The organism is Bacillus sp. ISL-77, from assembly GCF_018613105.1.
In genome coordinates, this window is record NZ_JAGGQY010000013.1 from 105,329 (window position 1) to 123,732 (window position 18,404).

An 18,404-nucleotide genomic window follows, 5' to 3' on the forward strand; every position below is an offset into this window, starting at 1 on the left:
TTCCTCCTCGAATCTTGTGTCATTATAGTTAGGGCGTGAAGGGAGGCTATGATTTGCTGGAGAATGAGACACTGCCTAGATCCGCAAATTGTGCCAAAATCGTATCCCCGGGTTGAAAGCTAATCGCTTCCGTTATCGCACCGCTAAGAACGATATCACCTTTCTTTAATCCCTGCCCAGTTCCTCCGAGCTTGTTTACAGCCCAAGCAACAGCAGCTGCTGGATCTCCTAATACGGCAGCACTGGTCCCCGTTGTTGCAACCTCTGAATTCTTAGACATATATACGCCAATTTCTTTCAGGTTTAGAGCATTCGGCGATACCCATTTGTTCCCTACGATAAATTTTGAGGAAGAACAGTTATCCGCAACGACGTCTACGAGAGTAAACTTGAAGTCTAAATAACGGCTATCAATAATCTCGATCGCTGGTGCTACATATTTCGTCACCTTTAAAATATCTTCGGCTGTAACATTAATTCCTTGGATATCTTCATTAATCAAGAAAGCAATTTCCGGTTCTGCTTTGGGATGAATAAAACTGCTAAATTGGACTGGTTCCCATTCAGGTGCAAGCATATCATCCATTAAATACCCGTAGATGGCTTCATGGACACCCATCATCTCTTGCTTTGCCTTACTTGTTAAACCGAGTTTCACTCCAATTCGGCGAAGTCCCTCCTGTTCTTTTTGCTCGATTAATTTTTGTTGTATTTCATAGGCATGCTCAAAAGTTAAATCAGGGTAACTAGTCGTGATTTTCTCGACTTCCCGCTTTTCCTTTTCTGCAGCTAATAGGTAGTCTACGATTTCTTGTTCTGTTCCTTGCAACAGTGTCATAATGGAACCTCCACTTTTAATATTTTTATTCAAGAAAAAACTCGTTTACTCAAAAGTTACAGATACAGTACCTAGTGGGCCAAAATCAGCCAAAATCGTGTCGCCTTCTTTTACTGCAATCGCACCAGAAAGTGCTCCGGGAAGAATTAACTCACCTGCTTTAAGAGTAATCCCAAATTCATGCAATTTATTGGCTAACCATGCGACGGCTTGGGCGGGGTGTCCTAGAGCGGCAGTTCCAGTTCCCGTGGCCATAAGCTCATCATTTTTATAAAGGACCATTCCTTGGGTTCGCAAATCCAAACTGTCGATAGGACACAGCTTTTTCCCAACCACTACTCTAGCTGACGAACCGTTATCTGCCACTGTATCAATCAATTTGATTTTCCAATCAGAAATACGGCTGTCAATAATCTCGATGGTTGGTACTACATATTTCGCAGCCATTAACACATCTAGATAATTCACATTTGGACCAACTAAGTCTTGCTCCAAAATAAAACCAATTTCCGCCTCAACCTTCGGACTGATAAAATCAGCAATTTTTATCGTTGCTTCATCGGCTATTTTCATATTATCTAACAGGTGGCCGTAATCAGGTTCATCGACGCCAAGCATTTGCTGCATTGCTTTACTTGTCAGCCCAACCTTTTTCCCTATGACTTCATTTCCTGCTTTTAACTTTTTACCGATAACTTGGAGTTGGATTTGATAGGCATCGCTTACAGTCAATACGGAAAAGCGCTCCGTCAGCGGTGCGACAGAATATTGATGATTTTCTGCGTCGATTAATTCATTTGCAATCTTTTCTACTAATACTCCCATTTTTTCCTAAACCTTCCATTTCTATATTAATAGATAAAAAGTGGCCATTCAGCCACCTTTTACTTTTAATATTATAATTTCATTGTAATCGTCTTAGCCTCTGTGTAGAATTCAAAACTATGACGTCCACCTTCTCGGCCGATACCACTTGCCTTGGATCCTCCAAATGGCGTTCTTAAATCACGATAATACCAGCAATTGATCCAGAATAACCCTGAATCGATTTGAGAAGCGACACGATGAGCTCGTCTTAAATCATTCGACCAAACGACTCCTGCCAAACCATAAATCGAATCGTTGGCGATTTGAATCGCTTCCTCTTCCGTTTTAAATGGAATGACGACTAATACAGGACCAAAGATTTCTTCCTGTGCGACTCTCATTTTGTTATTTACATCATAGAGCACTGTTGGCTCATAAAAGTTACCATGTGACAATCCTGCCACACGCTTACCGCCTGCAGCAAGTTTCGCACCTTCAGAAATTCCAATTTGCACATAGTTGTCAACCGTTTCTAGATGACCTTTGGAAATCAGTGCGCCCATATCTGTCGTTTCATCCAATGGATCGCCCACTTTGATGTTCTTTGCTGCTGTAACAAATTTTTCTAGGAATTTATCATAAACCGATTCTTGCACCAATAGTCGAGAACCGGCTAAGCAGATTTCCCCTTGATTTCTAAAAATTGCTTCGATTGAGCCTGCGACTGCTTCATCTAAGTCGGCATCCTCAAATACGATATTGGCGGATTTACCACCTAATTCTAATGATACCGGAATTAACTGGGATGCTGCATTTCTCATAACTGTTTTACCAGTGGAACTCTCCCCGACAAAAGAAATCCTGCGAACGTATGGATGAGTGGTCATTGCCGTTCCTACTGTTCCACCTGGACCTGTTAGTATATTCAACACGCCTGGCGGTAATCCTGCTTCGTTGGCAATTTCACCTAACATGACCGCACTGAGTGGTGTATAGGAAGCAGGCTTAACGATCACCGTATTACCAGCAGCTAACGCAGCAGAGACTTTCCAAGTCATTTGCATGAATGGTAAATTCCAAGGAATGATTAAGCTTACTACACCTGCAGGAGCGTATTTTGTATAACTCATATGCTTGGATTGTTCGTAATGCTCGTGATTGATATATTTTGCCATTTCTGCAAAGAATCTTAAGTTTGATGCTGCACGCGGGATATCAAAATCTCTGCTTTCTCTAATGGGCTTACCCACATCTAATGTTTCAATTAGCGCTAACTCCTCGACACGTTCCATGACAAGATCTGCCATTCTGCACAGGATCTTTGCTCTTTCTTCTACTGGCATTTTACTCCAAATACCACTATCATAAGTACGCTTTGCGACCTGAATCGCTCTTTCTACATCTTGCTCACTTGCACTAGCGACAGCAGCTAATTTTTGATTCGTGGCAGGATTAATCGTGTCAAAGGTTTCTTCTGAAATAGCGCTTACATATTCTCCATTAATAAAAAGCTTGGCATCGTTAATTTGAAGTTGTTTTTCTAGGACTTTACTCACCGAGATCACCATCCTCAACTTCTACAATCATCTCAACTTCAACAGCGTTATTGTGTGGCAGCTGAGACATCCCTACTGCTGATCTCGCATGCCTTCCCTTTTCACCAAACACTTCTACCAACAAATCGGAGGATCCATTCATTACTTTAGGATGGTCTTTAAAATCGTGCGTGCTGTTGACCATACCAAGGATTTTAACAATCCTTTTCACTTTGCTAAGGTCACCCAGTTCATTTTTGACTACTGCTAATAGATTAAGCATACATTGTCTTGCTGCTTGATAGCCTACTTCTATCGATACATCTTCACCAAGTTTTCCACGGTATTCATCTGTACCTTGTCCTGATGTGAAAATAAGATTCCCTGTACGAACACAACTTACATAATTACCAGATGCGGGGCGGAGTGCTGGAAGCTTTAATCCAAGTTCCCCTAATCTCTCTTCTGGGGTGATCACCTTGTCTATCATCTTCTCATCTCATTTCCTATTAAATTAATAAATTAACCGGTATATTTAAAAATCTTAGTGCATTTTCACCTAACATTGCTCTTTTCTGTTCTTCGCTTAGTGTTAAGGTGTCATCAATAATCTTCCCTGGTGGAGTTTCCCGCAGTAAGAATGGGTAATCCGATCCCATAATGACTTGTTCAGCACCAAATTTTTCGACTAAGAATTTAATATTTACAGGATTATTTACGATTGAATCATAGAAAAATTTCTTGGCATAAAAACTTGGAGGATGCGCCGTGAACTGCAAATGCGGCCAAACATTCCAACCATGATCAAGTCTAGGGAGAATGTAAGGAAGTGACCCGCCTCCATGAGAAAAACAAATTTTAAGTTTTGGAAATTTCTCGATGACACCTCCCAGGATCAGACTTGCTGCAGCCAATGCTGTTTCACTTGGCATTCCAACCGTATACATTAAGTTATGGGAGGAAAAACGATCTCCACCCAGTGTTTCCCATGGATGAACAAATATTGGAACATTCCATTTCTCACACATCGCAAAGAAATCAATTAATGATTCATCGTCTAAATTTTTGCCATTAATGTTTGTTCCAATCTCAATCCCTTTTAATCCTAGTTGATGTACACAGCGGTCTAGTTCACGAATCGCTTCTTCGACATTTTGCAGAGGAACCGTCCCTAGACCAATAAATTTGGTTGGATGCTGAGCTACTGTTTCGGCGATGAAATCATTTTGATATCTTGCCATAGCTACTGCTTCTTCTGTAGGTGCCCAATAGGAAAACGTTACAGGAATTGGCGATAAAACTTGTATGTCTATATTTTCTCTTTCCATATCGGAAATCCTTTTTTCAGGCCTCCAAACCTGGTCTGTCACTTCTCGAAAAACCTTCCCAGCCACCATAATATTAGCACCACAAGAGCAGGTAGGCTGGAGTACTGGCCACTTGTCGTTTTGGTACCTTTTCGCAAAATCAGGGAAATTTTCAGGGATGATATGTGTATGAAAATCTACTCGCATTTCCATTCACTCGCTTCTTCGGGCATAATATGTCCGCAGTTCTTACAAGAGCGAAGCTCTAAATTACTGTTAAATCCATGAATCGCTTCTTTTACCTGGACTTCAATATTTGTCAATTGGACGGTAACGCGGTGCATTTCATGATCACATTCATCACAAAACCAAACAAAATCCTCTAATTCACCTTCACCTCTGTCACGTTCAATTACGATCCCGATTGTATCAGCGACCCGATGTGGGGAGTGGGGAACATTTGGAGGGAGATGAAATACTTCTCCTTCTCTCACTGTAATTACTTCTCTTTTACCTTCCGCATTAATAATTTCAACGTAGCAATCACCTTTTAATTGATAAAATATCTCTTCAGATGGGTCCACATGAAAATCACGTCGTTTGTTTGGACCTCCGAGGACCATGAACATTAGTTCAGAATCCTTCCAAACTACTTTATTATTTACTGGCGGCTTAAGTAAATCTTTATTTTCTTCAATAAATCCCCAAAGGTTAATTGGTTTTAATGAGTTTGTCATAAAAATCTTCTCCTCTCAACTTTTAATACAAAAGCTTATCCATTTACTGTTGCAAATTTTTCCTCAGATGATTTTAATGCCTCCTGCATGAAGACCACTTCTTTTGCTAAAGCAGTAATTCTTGTTAGAACCTCAGAATCGATGATTTCATTTTCTTCATTAAAATGATCGTTATTAACATAGACATAGCCTGGTGCCACAAAGGCTCGGAAAAATCCTGCGATCGGCTTCAATTGATTTTCGAAAATCAGTAATGCTGGTATGTACCACCTGTTGCAACAAAACCGATTACTTTGTTGCGAATCTCCTTAGGATTGATTAAATCAAACAAATTTTTGAGTGGGCCAGATAAAGATCCCTGGAATATCGGTGTTCCGATAATATAGAAGTCAGCAGAATTAACAATATCGAGAACTTTCTTAGTGTCACCTGTATAGGTTGAAGGATTTCGTCCATCACAGAACTGAATCTCATACTCTCTTAAATCCAACAATTCTACTTCAACGATAGGATGATGTTTCTTTACATCCTCTAATACCTTTTGAACAACAATACTTGTTTTTGCGCCAATAATTGTGCCTGAAATTCCTAATAACTTCATAAAGTGATCTCCCTTCTAATACTCAGTGGATACCATGTAGTCTCATTTACTTGACTTCCGTTTACAGTCCTAGTAATGAGTAGGACTGCTGGAAATCTCCCTCTGAAATTAACTGGCGGATTCTCGTCGATGAAATAAGTTTACCGCCGTTACAATAAGCAGGAGGAGTGATATTGATATGAAAATACTTTTCTAAAAGATTTACATCCCCTGCTCTGTTTTTTCCAAAATGAAAATCAGAACCAACTGAAATCTCTACTGGGTTAAGCTTAGATAATTCACAAATAAAATCTTCAGGGGGACGGGTGGCATACCATTCATCGAAGCTGGCAACGATTATATAATCCACACCTAACTTCGCTATCCTGCTGACCTTTTCCTGAATTGGTGTCAAAATTTGAACGCCCTTAAAAAAATTTCGAGGAGGCGGGTCGAAAGTATATACAACGCTAGGAACCTGATAAACCCGACTCTTTTCCACAGCTTGATGTCCTTTATGGACTCCATCAAAAGCACCAATAGCAATCACCGAACCAGATAATGTCAAAACTCCATCTTTTAGCGTTTGCATCACCTCCTCTTACTTTTGATTTACTTTTATAAGCTTGTAACCTCATTTTTTCGATTAAATATTTTCATTGCTTCATCAGCCAGCTCAAAGGAATTCTGCTTTTTGTGGTTGTTATAGAAAATCGCTCTTTTACGAATTGGATCTCCAGTATAATAGCGTTCGTATTGAAGAACTCTTTGTCCAAATGCCTCGCCACATAAATCCCATGCTAGCTTAAAGAGATGAACGCGTTCTTCCGCTGAAACTCCCTCTCTTCCAAGATAATACTTCTCTAAATCCTCTCTTAATTCCGGATTCTCGAAATCAGCATCTGTTGGAGACATTAGTAGGCCACCTGCACCAATGATTTGGATCACTTCAATCGCACGTGGGTACATTTTTGGCAGCAATCCTCGAATTGTTTCTAGTGGTGCATAGGCTGGCATCGCTTCCCCAGTAGCAGTTACTTCATGTTCATACTCTGAAATTCTGAGTAATGCCCTAATCGATTCAACCGATTGGACTAATTCTCCTAAATCATTTTGTACATTTAGGTAGGCATCAACACCGATGGAGTCGGCGATTTTACAAGCCACTTCGGTTGCAAATTGTAGTTTGATTAACCCTCTTACACCAGACTGATGAGCTGGCTGCTGAGCGATTCCTGTTTTCGGATAGAGTAAATTTGCTGCTTCAACATTGTTATAAAGGAATACACGATGCCAAGGTACTAAAACATCATTAAAGACTAAGACCGCATCCATTTCTTCGAATCTTGATGCTAATGGGTGGTCATATACCGAACGCTGTCCATCCTGCATTGCTTCACGGCAGATAATGCGAAGACCAGGAGTATCAAGTGGTAGTGCAAACGCAAGTGCATAGCGCTCATCACCAGGCTTAAATCCAGGAAAAGAATAAACAATTACTTCGTCAGTTATCGGTGCAAGTGTAGCTAGCATTTTCGCTCCTCTTACAATTAAGCCATCAGGTGTTTCTTTAACAGCACCTAGATGGGTAAACATATCCTGTTGTTCGTGTGATGATTTGCTGCGGTCATTCTGCGGATTAATAATTGCATGGGTTAAAAATAAATCATTATCGCGGATAAACTTATAATATGATCGAATATTTTTTCCCCATTCAGGATTGTATTTGTCCAGGAACTCCGAATTGCTCGCCATGGATGTAACGACTACATTTAAGAAATCAGGTGTTCTTCCCATTAAACCAAAGGTCGCTTTGGCAAACTCTTCGAAGGTTCTTCTCCGAGCTTGTAAATCTTGATAGCTTTTTGGTACCAAGAATGCATTCGAGATTCTTTCTCCTGTTTCTTCACAAATATGAGTAATGTCCTCTTGAAATTTGGAGTCATGCTGCATATCATATAGCTTTGCAATTTGAAGAATTGGCTGATGAAAAACTGGCTCTTCAAAGATATTTTTTACTTTTTTTCCTGATAACCAAACTTCTGGACTTCGGGATTTTAATGCCTCGATATATTGTGCTCCTGTACGAATTCCCATAAAACATCCTCCTTTAATTTCATATTTTCATTATAAAATTGATTTTTTTGAGTCATTGTAGTCTGATTAACATTTTTTCTAAAAAAATAAAATTTTCATTTTATTGAAACAAATAAAGCAACACACATCATTCTAAATACAAATGATATGAGCTGCTTTTCTTTTTATATATGCTAGACTTCATCCACCCAATATTGATTTTCTATCTTTAATCTTTTACACTGTTGTTAAGTGGTTAACGCATATAAACTTTTTCCTTGCATTCAGATGTAAGCGTTAACAATTTAGTGTCACTATTTTATAGCATGTGATTAATTACATATTTCCTAGATTTACAGTTTTATTGTCTTTTTACATACATTTCACTTAGGAGTTGATTAGTTGGCAATCTTGTTTGACAGTGATATTAATTGGGAATCATGCTTGCAGTTTGGTACTAGACAATTCTTCAAAGAGAAATCATCTATTTACCAGCAAGGGACGATCGGGGATGGATTTTATTATATCCAAAAGGGATTAATTAAAGTAACGTCTACCACTTCGTTTGGAAAAGAGCGTTTGTTAAACATCGCTATTCCCGGGCAGCTATTAGGAGTTCAAGCGATGGACCGACAGCCACATTTTACTACCGCAACGGCAGTAAATGACTCTATTCTCTATTTTTTCTCATGTGAACATTTTCAAAAATTAATTAAAGCTCAACCTTCTATCCTTAACATTTTTATCAAAACCGTTATTCATAAAATGCACATATTAGCTGATAAAATTTATTTGGATTCTCTCACACCAGAACAGCAACTGTCGGTGATACTACTAAATATTTGTTACGAATTTAAGAATTACGAAGTTCCTCTCACACAACAAGACCTTACAAAATGCACAGGCTTAACGAGAATCACCTTATATAAGATTATAAAACAATGGAAAGCTGAAGAAATTATTGAGATTCGTGGTAAGAAGTTTTTAATAAAGAAACCTGATGAATTAAAAAAGCTTCTTGGTAAGGTGATAATTTGAAAAATCTTCGATATTCGTGGAGCCCATTTTTAAAATATGGAAAAAAACTAGAGATTGAGGAAAATTCAGTTGTATACCATCAGGGAAGTGAAGGCAAGGGTTTTTTCTACTTATCTAAGGGTGGGATAAAGATAACTCTTCTCTCACAAGAAGGTGTGGAACGGACGGTGAATTATGTACCAGAAGGAATGCTATTTGGGGAGCACGGTGTGAAAAATGAACCCTATTTAACCTCAGCCACCTCGAGTAGTTCATCTGAGATCTATTTTTTTTCTGATGAGGCTTTATTCATGATTTGTGAGGAACATCCTGAGGCAGCGTGTATTTTCACCAACTCACTAATCTATAAATTTAGGATTCTTGCAGAAATTATTTCCTTTCTTAATTCGCCTATTGAGCAGCAAATGGCCCACTTCCTTTTAAAGTTAGTAAGCGAAAATGGTAATTTTTCAATCGACCAATCTTCTTTTGCCCGTTACATAGGGACCTCTAGGATTACGGTAAATAAAATACTGAATAAATGGAAAAGCCAACAATGGATCCAAATATCAACCCGTACAATTGACATCCTAGATATTAATCAATTAAAAGAAATTCGAGACTCTGGTGCAATCGACATTTCGAACTTGGATATATTAATGTTATCTCTATAGATGAAAGAAGCAGGCGCCATTAAGGTTTCCTGCTTCTGTTCCTCTAGTCTTCGCACGATTAAAATAATATTGTCGACAAATATACAACAGTAGTTACAGTAATCATGCTTAGTAATGTAGACAACAATACCACTTGTGCTGCATAATCTGGGTAATTTCCGTATTCTAACGCGAAAAGTGCACTGTTTCTTGAAGTTGGGAACGAGCTTGCTATAAACAAAGCCTGCGCCGTAGTACCCTCCAATTTTAAAAGTAATATAATGATCATCGCGATGGAGGGAGAAAGTATTAAACGGCCAAAGAGACTTAGAATAAGTGAGATAGAGAATCGATTTATTTTTAAAAAAGCACTTTGTGCACCGAGCGTAACCAGGGCCACAGCCACAAAGGCATTTGAAATATTTTCAATCGGAGTCCACAAGTATTTTGGTATTTTGATAGAAAGTGAATTAAAAACCAAACCTAACAAAAAGGCATAAACAACTGGATTTTTCATAAATACTTTCATTGCTTGTAAACCTTTGTAATTTACTCTTATTGAATTAAATAACCCATATGTATTGGTAAGAAGATTTTGATAAATCATAACCACCACTTGGATGGATAAACCAAGTGGATTATGCTGAAATACAAGTTGACTTACAGGTAACCCAAAATTCCCAGAATTATTTAGTATCACACTGTTTTTGAAGGTCGAAGATAATCTATTATCAAATTTGGCTAATCGAGATATGATGGTACTGAAGAAAATAAGACAAAGACTTTGGATTACTAAGAAAGTAAGAATATTTAAGACTGTTTCTCCCTCCATTTTAGTCTGATAAATGTTGACAAAACTTACAGCAGGCATGAGCAAATAGTTATTTAATTTTGATAATGTATTCATATCAAATGTAATTTTTCGATGAAGAAACGCACCAATTCCAATAAGACAAAAAACAGGTAAAATGACATTTAATATGATAAGAAGTAAAACACTCAAAAATTTCCCTCCAATTAAAACCTAATGCAGCGGGACTGCTATACTGCAGCATATTGATACATAAGAAACCTCCTTGCTTAGTTGGAGTTTCCAACAAAGCAAAGGAGGTTACAGAGTCTGTTTAATAGTACCTATTTACCAGAAAATTCAAGATACTTTAGTGTCGTTATAGTAAATAACCTCTGAGAGAATCCTACAACCTTTTACTTTATTAAAAGCTTCTAAAGCTTCTTTTTCTGTATTATATTCAAACAATGCAGGGATTTTCCCTTCTGAATAGACAGTGAGTATCCACATAATCATTCATCTCCAGTCAAATTATTAAATGATTTTCATGAGAATTCAGCAAATTTTAATTAAAAGGGAAAAATGGACAAAATAATAGCAACAAAAATCATAACCCCTGTGGATCCACAGGCCCATTTAAAGAATGTTCTCTGCAAGTCTCCGAATTCTTCTCCAACCATACCGACTAATAAGTAAGTTGAAGGTACTAGAGGACTTAATAAATGTACAGGCATCCCCATAAGTGACGCTCGTCCAATTGCAGCCGGATCAATTCCATATACACTTCCTGCTTTGGCAAGTAATGGCAAAACTCCGTAGTAAAATGCATCGTTGGACATAAAAAATGTTAATGGTGCACTGATAATCGCAGTAATAATTGCAAAATGGGAGCCCAAAGCATCTGGAATATGAGAGATCATCGTAGTTGCCATAGCGTCTACCATTTTCGTTCCAGAAAGAATACCTGTAAAAATACCTGCAGCAAATACCATTGACACAACTGATAGTGCATTATCAGCGTAGTGCATAATCCGTTCTTTTTGTTCTTTTAGATTTGGATAATTGATGGTGATCGCAATTGCAAATCCAATCATAAATAATACGGTTGTAGGCAGCATTTCTTGGATTAGTGCAACTAAAAGCAGAATAGTTAGCAGATAGTTTACAAGAATTAATTTGGGACGTTTAAGGAAAGCATCCTCAGATGTAGCTGCCATCAAAGACAATGTGCTATAATCAATTTCCATAACACCTATCCGTTTACGCTCTTTTCTACCAAGACAGTAGGCCATGAACAATACAAACAACACTCCCCCCACCATACTAGGAATTACAGGAGTGAAAATATCTCCCATCTCAAGATGTAATGCTGTCATTGCTCTAGCTGTTGGTCCTCCCCAAGGAAGAAGGTTCATAACACCTGAAGATGATACAGCGATCCCTGCAAGTACCAATGGTTTCATGCCAATACGTTTATACAAAGGAAGCATGGCAGAAATGGTGATCATATATGTAGTTGTTCCGTCACCATCAAGGGAGATTATTAACGCAAGAACTGCTGTTCCAATCGCTATTTTAACAGGATCCCCTTTAACTACCTTCAAAATCGTTGAAATGATAGGATCAAAAACCCCTGCATCTATCATGATTCCAAAGAAGAGAATCGCAAATAGAATCATAATTCCTGTTGGTGCCACACTTTTTATACCTTCAAGCGCCATTGGTCCCATTTCTTTTCCGAATCCGCCTATCAATGCAAATACAACAGGTATCACCATTAGAGCAATCATTGCAGATAAACGTTTTGTCATAATTAATACCATAAAAATAATGATCATTAAAAATCCTAAAGTTGCCAGCATCTCTTCCACCCCTTTTGTTTGTAAATTAATAATAATCGAAATATTCCTAACTGAAAACGTTTCCAAAATAAAGTTATTATCGTACATTATTCTATATTTTGTTCATTTTGTTCACAGGAGAATCCTATATGCCTGCTGGAGTTTCCTTAAAATGTTTCACATAAAAAAAGGATGCCTTTAGGCACCCTTACTAAACAGGATAATATTTTCTTTCCGGCCTCCCGACAATACCATAAACCACTTCCGCTTTTGCTTCCTTAATAGAGGATAGATATTCTAAATATCGGCGTGCAGTAATCCGGGATGCTCCAATTTCCTTTCCCACTTCTTCAGCTGAAAGGCCTTGGTTATTAATCAGAAGTGCGTTTTTCACCTTTCCAAGTGTGATTTCATCAATTCCTTTAGGTAATCCCGTGCCCCTTCCCACCTTTTCAATCTTTTTATTTCCGAACAGGAGGTCTACATAATTCTGGTCTACATCTTCTTGGGAAGTTAGGAGGGAGTGCTTTTTTATATATTCTAAAATGACTTCGTCAAATCTTTCTCTATTTACAGGTTTAATCAAATAATTTTCTACTCCGTAGCTTAATGCTTTTTCTAGGAAAACTTTATCGGTCGCTGCTGTGATCATAATTATACTAACCCTTGGAAAACGCTCCCGGATAATTGGGAGCAGATCGGATCCGAGCATATCAGGCATATACACATCGAGAATCAATAAATCAGGAGTTTTATCCATTAGAATTTGAAGAGTCTGATCACCATTCAATGATTTACCTACAACATCAATTTCATTAAACTTTGTTAAAAATTTCTCATGGATATCGGCAACTCGAAAATCATCTTCAGCAATGGCTACTTTTATCCTAGTCAAGTGTTTGTCTCCTCTCGTATTCCTTTGGAAGGTAAACTGTAAAGACAGTCCCACTTTCCGGGGTACTTTGCACCTCAATCATCCCATTCATTTCTAACACTGCCTCTTCAGCATTAGATAGGCCAAATCCCCTTGGTTCAGCTCCTTTTTTAGAAGAATAGCCCCTGTCAAATAGAAGCGGAACTTCGTTATCACTAAATCCCTTCCCATTATCAGCAATCTCAAAAATGATATCGCTGCCTATATCGGTAACGAAAAATTTCACTGTAGGAGAATCTAAACCATAGACAGCTTCAAACGCATTGTCTATTAAATTTCCAAGTATGACAATTAGATTAGATAGCTTAAAATGGGATGGCAATGCCTCTAAATAGCTATCAGATACAACCTCAAACTTTACTTTCTTTTCTGAAGCCTTTCCAAGTTTCCCTAAAAGGATGGCCTGTACTTTCGTATCTTTAATATGGTTAAAAACAATAGAATTCTGAAATTGCAATACCTGTGTTTCCGTTTGAATCATATCGATTGCCTGTTCATATTCTCCTAGCTGAAGAAGACCTAATAACACATATAATTTATTGGAATATTCATGTGTTTGCGCACGCAGATCTTCCGAATACCTATTTACTTCTGATAGGGTGTTTACCATTTGCTCAATTTCTGTTTTATCACGAAACGAAGCAACCACTCCACTTATCCCAGACGCTTCAAAGAGTGGCGTACAGTTGACGATCACTGTTTTATCTTTCCAAACCATTTCTTTATCAACTTGTGGATTTCCTGATTTTAATACCTCATATAAATAGTCAGAAGGAAACAACCCATCTACTTTTAGATGGCGGACAGATCCCTTAATATGTAAAAGTCTTTTGGCGGGTTGATTCATCATCGTTATGTAGCCCTCATTATCTATGGCTAAAATCCCCTCTTTTACTCCATGTAGTACTGCGTTTTTTTCTTTATAAAGTGCGGCAATCTCATAAGGTTCAAGCCCCATTGTATCTTTACGGATATTCCGTCCTAGCAAGATACTACCGATCAGTGAAATCAAAACAGCAAAGAGTGAAACAAGAAGTACCTTGGTGACAGTTTTCAAGATTTGCTGATGGATATCTTCAAGCAAAAATCCAACAGAAACGATTCCAATTACCTCTCCCTTTTTGTTGAAAATAGGAGATTTACCTCTAATTGAAGGTCCAAGTGACCCCTTTGCCTTAGATACATAATATTCCTGATTTTTAATGGCCCTTTCGTTATCTCCGCCTGTCATTTTCTTCCCGATCAAAGATTTTAAAGGGTGCGAATACCTTATTCCATTTTTGTTTCCTATAACAACGAATTCAGCACCAGTTTCAGTGCGAATCTTTTCGGCAATGGGCTGAATTGTTTTCGATGGGTCACTTGTTTGAAAGGCGGTGATAATGGGCGGTATGAATGAAACCGTTCGGGAGATTTCCAGTGCCAGCCTTCCCTTATTTTCCTCTATTTGTTTACTTTCCATATAGCTGAAAAATGTGGTCAGCAGCAGGATCAACAATAATCCCAGTAATAGGACCAGCCCAAATATTTTGGTCTGGAGTGATATTTTTCTTGTTTTCAGGCTGTTTTCCCCCTCCTTGTTAAACTGTATGGATTACTACAATGTACATTATATCTTATATTAGAAGATTTCTTTGTGGAATGTCTCCCATTTGAGAAAAAAAAGAAACTATCACATGATAGTTCCTCACTTGATTTTTCTTCCTTATTTCAAAATGTGATTACAAAGCGGTACTAGCTTTGATTCCTCGATGCCTTCAAGCACAAGACGGGCAGTCTTCTCAGCACCAGCCTCCTGGAAATGAGTGTTATCCTGAACTCCGTCTGGATAGTTAACATTCTCTCCGGCATCAAGCCAAAGGAAAATATTCTTCGTTTCTTCTGGTCCAACCTCCTCGAACAATGCCTTGCTTTTGGCAGTAAGGTCAATGACAGGTACATTTTCTTCCATTCCAAGCTCCTTCATGGCAGCAGGATACTCCCCGTGCGTATCACGCGCTCTTCCTTTTTCAGAAAAACGCCGGCGTTCAACAGGTGTCACTAGAACAGGAATGGCTTGTTTAGCACGGGCACCGTCAATATATTGTTTTAAATAGCTTTTATAGGTTGAATAGGGCTCCGTATAACGGGTTGGATCCTCTTTTTTTTCATCATTATGACCAAATTGAATAAACAGGTAATCACCCTTCTCAATCTGATCTAAGATTGATTTGAGTCTCCCTTCATCAATAAAACTTTTTGAACTCCTACCAGATGCGGCCTCATTATTTACGACAATCTTATCATCGAAAAACCGTTTAGAAACTTGTCCCCAGCCTGCCCTAGGTGCTAACGAGCTGGAATAATCAGAAACGGTCGAATCACCAGCCAAAAAAACGGTAATTCGGTTTTTGTGGGTATTTTCGTTATTTGTAGCTGTAGCAAAGTAATTTCCAAAAATTAAGACGGGAACTACTAGGAACAAGGATACCCGTAGCATTTTTCCCCTAAACTTTCGCCGCATGATATTCCTCCTAAATGCTACTTACTTTATTATTAATCATATTAGTTAGAACTTATCTGATGAGCGAATAGTCCTCTTTTCATTCTTCCTTCTTTATGAATTATTATTTAATTTTCCTTCTTTCTGAACTTTTAGCCAAGCAAAAAAGTCGCCACTAGGGTTATTGGCGACTAAAGCTATAAATCCTTTGAACTTATTTCATTTTGATACTATTTCTAAAATAATCATAGTCGGTTTTAATGAAATGAAAGGCTATTGCATTACCGCCGTGATCTGGATGGGTTAATTTTAATAATTTTTTATACCTGGTTAAGACTTCTTTATCGCTCGCCATTTTTGAAAGGCCTAATTTTTGACGATAATCATTCGATTTAGGAGAAACAGGAGGAATGTCATGTGTCTTATCAGTGCCTCTTTTGTTTCCTTTAAAAAGTTCTTCTTTTAATTTTAACAATTCATTAGTTAAATCAATATTTTCTTTAAGTAATTTCTTGGTTTCCTTTTGTAATTCACTTTTCTCATTCTTTAGGTTGGCAATTTCTTTATGTAAAATATCTCTTTGCTTAATTAAATTGGTTACGGACGTCTTATGTAGATGTTCAATCCCTTTTATATGTTCATCCTGTGCTTTTATTCTTATTTTCAATTGGTGGACGACCTTTTCTTGATCTGACGGACTAATTATAAATTGCTTTGAATCAATTTCATTTTGCTGGTTATTTGTTTTCCGATTTCCAGTCCCCACGGTTTGAATCTTACCTTCACGCAGCAAGCGACGAACAATTTGAAATGCGATGCTATCGGTTACACCTGCATCCTTTAACATGTTAAAAACTTGATCTGAATTATCAATTATGTATCCTGAATCCCGTTGTCCTGTTCCCTCGTAGTTAATCTTTCTTTCACGGAGCCACCGTCTAACCGTTTGAATACTAGTATCTTCTGTGACTCCTGCTTCCATTAACAAATCAAAAGCTTGATCCGTGTTCACGATCTTCCTTCTTTCCTTGCATTTATTATTTATACTATAGGAGTAAATATATAAAGTGAATGGATAAAAAAGACTATAATAGAAGTCCTCTAGAGAATAGAATTTGAGTGAGCAAGGACGCTTTCAGTACCAATTTCCTAGTTGAATTTGGGGATGCTGATTCTACTAAAAGGAAGTAATAGATACATACAAACAGCCATTTATTGCAAGAAGACCGTTCAAATAATTAAACGGTCTTCAATCTATTTATTCGTAATCAGTTGTTAAATCCCACGCAATGGGGGTTTCCATGAGTGTCTTTACCTCTATACTATCATTTGTTTTTCCAAGCGCCCACATTAGCTTGGAAACAATAGCTTCGGTGTTCATATCACCTGATAGTGTGATATTATATTGTGCTGCCTTTCTTCCAACCTCATAGAGATAAAGGTCTTCCCCTTCCTCTAAGCATTGAGTAGTTATGATAACGGCTATACCAGCCTCAGTTAATTCTTTAATCTTGGGTAATAAGTTCCGTTCCTCAAACGGAAGCCCCCCATTGCCAAAACTTTCAATAATGACACCTCGATAGCAAGATTTCACAAAATCAAATACTTCAGGCTTCGTTCCTGGAAACAATTTTAAAACAAATACATCTGGAGAAATACGTGTATCTACACTTAATTCTTGCTGCACCAACTTTGGTTTGAAATAGTAATTAACATCGTTCCCAGTTATATATGCAACATAAGGATGGTTAATACTCTCAAAAGCATCATAACTTTTCGTTCTAATTTTGACTGCACGGGTTCCAATAATAACTCGTCCATCAAAGACAACAAAAACGCCACCAATATCTTCACAAGCAAATCGAATTGAATCCGCAACATTTTTTACGGCATCGGTTCGACTAAAGCTAATTGGAACTTGGGATCCAGTTACAACAACAGGTTTTTGTAACCCCTGCAGCATATAGGATAACGCTGAGGAAGTATAGGCTAATGTATCAGTACCATGTGTAATGACAAATCCATCATACATAGTGTAATTATCGGCTATTGCATTTGCCATCATAACCCAATGTTCTGGTTGCATATTTGTGCTATCTCTATTCATAAGAATTTTGCACGTTACCTTTATTGATTCTGATACATTCAGGCTATATCGGAGTAATTCTTCAGGAGACATGCCAGGAACTAGCCCTTCATTGCCCTCCACCGATGCAATTGTTCCCCCTGTTGCAAGTAATAATATTTTTTTCATCCTTATCCCCCGCTTTACTTTTATTTCTGCCCGTACGCGTTTTGCGAATGAATATAACTGATTATAAAGCTATTATGATAATAAAATCAATCATTGTTTTCATTTCGCGTATATATTTCTTTTTAATCGATTTTTTCTATGATATAATCAAGCAAACAAACATGGGGGAAGGGAACGAGAGTGTTAAAACGATTAGTAAACCTTAGAAAACTTAAAAAGTGGTCAATGCAGGAAACAGCCGATCAGCTGGGCATTGCCAAAAGTACCTATGCAGGCTATGAATCAGGGTATAGAGAGCCTTCTTTACATGCTTTATCTCAAATGGCCGAACTATTTGATACAACAGTTGATTTTCTCTTAAATCGGGTCGACGAAGAAAAAATAAAGGTTGAATTAAACTGCGTATTACAGTCGGGTAACAGTTTAATTTATCTCGATGGTACTCCATTAACTGAAGAAGAACTTTGTGATTTTATTGCTTTTACCAGGACAAAACGTCAAGTAAAACAAACAATGGTTTAAACATCTTCTAAATATAACAATATGACAAACG

The 18,404-nt window shown here is 37.8% G+C and carries 19 protein-coding genes and 1 pseudogene; 3 read left to right on the forward strand and 17 right to left on the reverse strand.

Annotated elements, in window-relative coordinates; translation table 11 throughout:
• Positions 1-46 precede the first annotated feature (46 nt).
• From J7E77_RS05255 to J7E77_RS05295, 9 genes and pseudogenes are all read right to left on the reverse strand, one after another.
• Positions 47-838 (reverse strand): 2-keto-4-pentenoate hydratase, encoded by a 792-nt coding sequence (locus J7E77_RS05255; protein ID WP_214712959.1) that lies wholly within the window; start codon positions 836-838, stop codon positions 47-49.
• 45 nt (positions 839-883) lie between these two features.
• Complete coding sequence (locus J7E77_RS05260; RefSeq protein WP_214712960.1) at positions 884-1,663, reverse strand: 2-keto-4-pentenoate hydratase; 780 nt, start codon at positions 1,661-1,663, stop codon at positions 884-886.
• A 71-nt stretch (positions 1,664-1,734) separates the two neighbouring features.
• Entirely contained in the window at positions 1,735-3,213 is a 1,479-nt protein-coding gene (locus tag J7E77_RS05265; RefSeq protein WP_214712961.1) for an aldehyde dehydrogenase, read from the reverse strand.
• On the reverse strand, positions 3,194-3,667 hold the full coding sequence (locus tag J7E77_RS05270; protein WP_214712996.1) for a RidA family protein: 474 nt from the start codon (positions 3,665-3,667) through the stop codon (positions 3,194-3,196). Before J7E77_RS05270 ends, J7E77_RS05265 begins: the two co-directional genes overlap by 20 nt.
• A 22-nt stretch (positions 3,668-3,689) precedes the next feature.
• Positions 3,690-4,694, reverse strand: a complete 1,005-nt coding sequence (locus J7E77_RS05275) for an amidohydrolase family protein (protein ID WP_214712997.1) — start codon at positions 4,692-4,694, stop codon at positions 3,690-3,692.
• Positions 4,685-5,224, reverse strand: coding sequence for a 3-hydroxyanthranilate 3,4-dioxygenase (locus J7E77_RS05280; protein WP_098932183.1), 540 nt, complete (start codon positions 5,222-5,224; stop codon positions 4,685-4,687). Before J7E77_RS05280 ends, J7E77_RS05275 begins: the two co-directional genes overlap by 10 nt.
• A gap of 35 nt (positions 5,225-5,259) precedes the next feature.
• Positions 5,260-5,825 (reverse strand): annotated as a pseudogene (locus J7E77_RS05285) (NADPH-dependent FMN reductase).
• Between the two features lie 61 nt (positions 5,826-5,886).
• On the reverse strand, positions 5,887-6,396 hold the full coding sequence (locus tag J7E77_RS05290) for an FAD synthetase family protein (RefSeq protein WP_214712962.1): 510 nt from the start codon (positions 6,394-6,396) through the stop codon (positions 5,887-5,889).
• A 26-nt stretch (positions 6,397-6,422) separates the two neighbouring features.
• The gene (locus tag J7E77_RS05295) at positions 6,423-7,901 is read right to left on the reverse strand and encodes a 4-hydroxyphenylacetate 3-hydroxylase family protein (protein WP_214712963.1); all 1,479 of its coding nucleotides are present in this window, start codon (positions 7,899-7,901) and stop codon (positions 6,423-6,425) included.
• 381 nt (positions 7,902-8,282) lie between these two features.
• Here J7E77_RS05295 and J7E77_RS05300 point away from each other — a divergent pair, with 381 nt between their 5' ends.
• On the forward strand, positions 8,283-8,918 hold the full coding sequence (locus J7E77_RS05300) for a Crp/Fnr family transcriptional regulator (protein WP_214712964.1): 636 nt from the start codon (positions 8,283-8,285) through the stop codon (positions 8,916-8,918).
• Positions 8,915-9,571: a Crp/Fnr family transcriptional regulator gene (locus tag J7E77_RS05305; RefSeq protein ID WP_214712965.1), complete on the forward strand. Its 657-nt coding sequence runs from the start codon at positions 8,915-8,917 to the stop codon at positions 9,569-9,571. The genes J7E77_RS05300 and J7E77_RS05305 overlap by 4 nt, the downstream gene beginning before the upstream one ends.
• A 58-nt stretch (positions 9,572-9,629) precedes the next feature.
• Here the strand turns inward: J7E77_RS05305 and J7E77_RS05310 are convergent, their stop codons facing one another.
• From J7E77_RS05310 to J7E77_RS05345, 8 genes are all read right to left on the reverse strand, one after another.
• Positions 9,630-10,553, reverse strand: coding sequence for an AEC family transporter (locus tag J7E77_RS05310; protein WP_214712966.1), 924 nt, complete (start codon positions 10,551-10,553; stop codon positions 9,630-9,632).
• Positions 10,554-10,700: 147 nt separating this feature from the next.
• Positions 10,701-10,850, reverse strand: coding sequence for a hypothetical protein (locus tag J7E77_RS05315; protein WP_214712967.1), 150 nt, complete (start codon positions 10,848-10,850; stop codon positions 10,701-10,703).
• 59 nt (positions 10,851-10,909) lie between these two features.
• The gene (locus tag J7E77_RS05320; RefSeq protein WP_374102952.1) at positions 10,910-12,289 is read right to left on the reverse strand and encodes a CitMHS family transporter; all 1,380 of its coding nucleotides are present in this window, start codon (positions 12,287-12,289) and stop codon (positions 10,910-10,912) included.
• A 103-nt stretch (positions 12,290-12,392) separates the two neighbouring features.
• Positions 12,393-13,076, reverse strand: a complete 684-nt coding sequence (locus J7E77_RS05325) for a response regulator (protein ID WP_214712969.1) — start codon at positions 13,074-13,076, stop codon at positions 12,393-12,395.
• Positions 13,069-14,676 carry an ATP-binding protein gene (locus J7E77_RS05330; protein WP_214712998.1) on the reverse strand — a complete coding sequence of 536 codons (1,608 nt, stop codon included), beginning with the start codon at positions 14,674-14,676 and terminating at the stop codon, positions 13,069-13,071. The genes J7E77_RS05325 and J7E77_RS05330 overlap by 8 nt, the downstream gene beginning before the upstream one ends.
• Positions 14,677-14,820: 144 nt before the next feature.
• Positions 14,821-15,618 carry a rhamnogalacturonan acetylesterase gene (locus J7E77_RS05335; RefSeq protein ID WP_251026660.1) on the reverse strand — a complete coding sequence of 266 codons (798 nt, stop codon included), beginning with the start codon at positions 15,616-15,618 and terminating at the stop codon, positions 14,821-14,823.
• Between the two features lie 193 nt (positions 15,619-15,811).
• Complete coding sequence (locus J7E77_RS05340) at positions 15,812-16,609, reverse strand: hypothetical protein (protein WP_214712970.1); 798 nt, start codon at positions 16,607-16,609, stop codon at positions 15,812-15,814.
• A gap of 246 nt (positions 16,610-16,855) precedes the next feature.
• A complete protein-coding gene (locus J7E77_RS05345) occupies positions 16,856-17,851 on the reverse strand; it encodes an asparaginase (RefSeq protein ID WP_214712971.1) in 996 nt (331 codons plus the stop codon).
• Between the two features lie 180 nt (positions 17,852-18,031).
• Here J7E77_RS05345 and J7E77_RS05350 point away from each other — a divergent pair, with 180 nt between their 5' ends.
• The gene (locus J7E77_RS05350) at positions 18,032-18,373 is read left to right on the forward strand and encodes a helix-turn-helix domain-containing protein (RefSeq protein WP_214712972.1); all 342 of its coding nucleotides are present in this window, start codon (positions 18,032-18,034) and stop codon (positions 18,371-18,373) included.
• The last annotated feature ends 31 nt before the right edge of the window (positions 18,374-18,404 follow it).

Bases quoted from the DNA above. Each gene is read 5' to 3' on its own strand.
- J7E77_RS05255 (WP_214712959.1), bottom strand. From the start codon at position 838: ATGACACTGTTGCAAGGAACAGAACAAGAAATCGTAGACTACCTATTA.
- J7E77_RS05260 (WP_214712960.1), bottom strand. From the start codon at position 1,663: ATGGGAGTATTAGTAGAAAAGATTGCAAATGAATTAATCGACGCAGAA.
- J7E77_RS05265 (WP_214712961.1), bottom strand. From the start codon at position 3,213: ATGGTGATCTCGGTGAGTAAAGTCCTAGAAAAACAACTTCAAATTAAC.
- J7E77_RS05275 (WP_214712997.1), bottom strand. From the start codon at position 4,694: ATGCGAGTAGATTTTCATACACATATCATCCCTGAAAATTTCCCTGAT.
- J7E77_RS05280 (WP_098932183.1), bottom strand. From the start codon at position 5,224: ATGACAAACTCATTAAAACCAATTAACCTTTGGGGATTTATTGAAGAA.
- J7E77_RS05290 (WP_214712962.1), bottom strand. From the start codon at position 6,396: ATGCAAACGCTAAAAGATGGAGTTTTGACATTATCTGGTTCGGTGATT.
- J7E77_RS05295 (WP_214712963.1), bottom strand. From the start codon at position 7,901: ATGGGAATTCGTACAGGAGCACAATATATCGAGGCATTAAAATCCCGA.
- J7E77_RS05315 (WP_214712967.1), bottom strand. From the start codon at position 10,850: ATGTGGATACTCACTGTCTATTCAGAAGGGAAAATCCCTGCATTGTTT.
- J7E77_RS05320 (WP_374102952.1), bottom strand. From the start codon at position 12,289: ATGTACGATAATAACTTTATTTTGGAAACGTTTTCAGTTAGGAATATT.
- J7E77_RS05335 (WP_251026660.1), bottom strand. From the start codon at position 15,618: ATGCGGCGAAAGTTTAGGGGAAAAATGCTACGGGTATCCTTGTTCCTA.
- J7E77_RS05345 (WP_214712971.1), bottom strand. From the start codon at position 17,851: ATGAAAAAAATATTATTACTTGCAACAGGGGGAACAATTGCATCGGTG.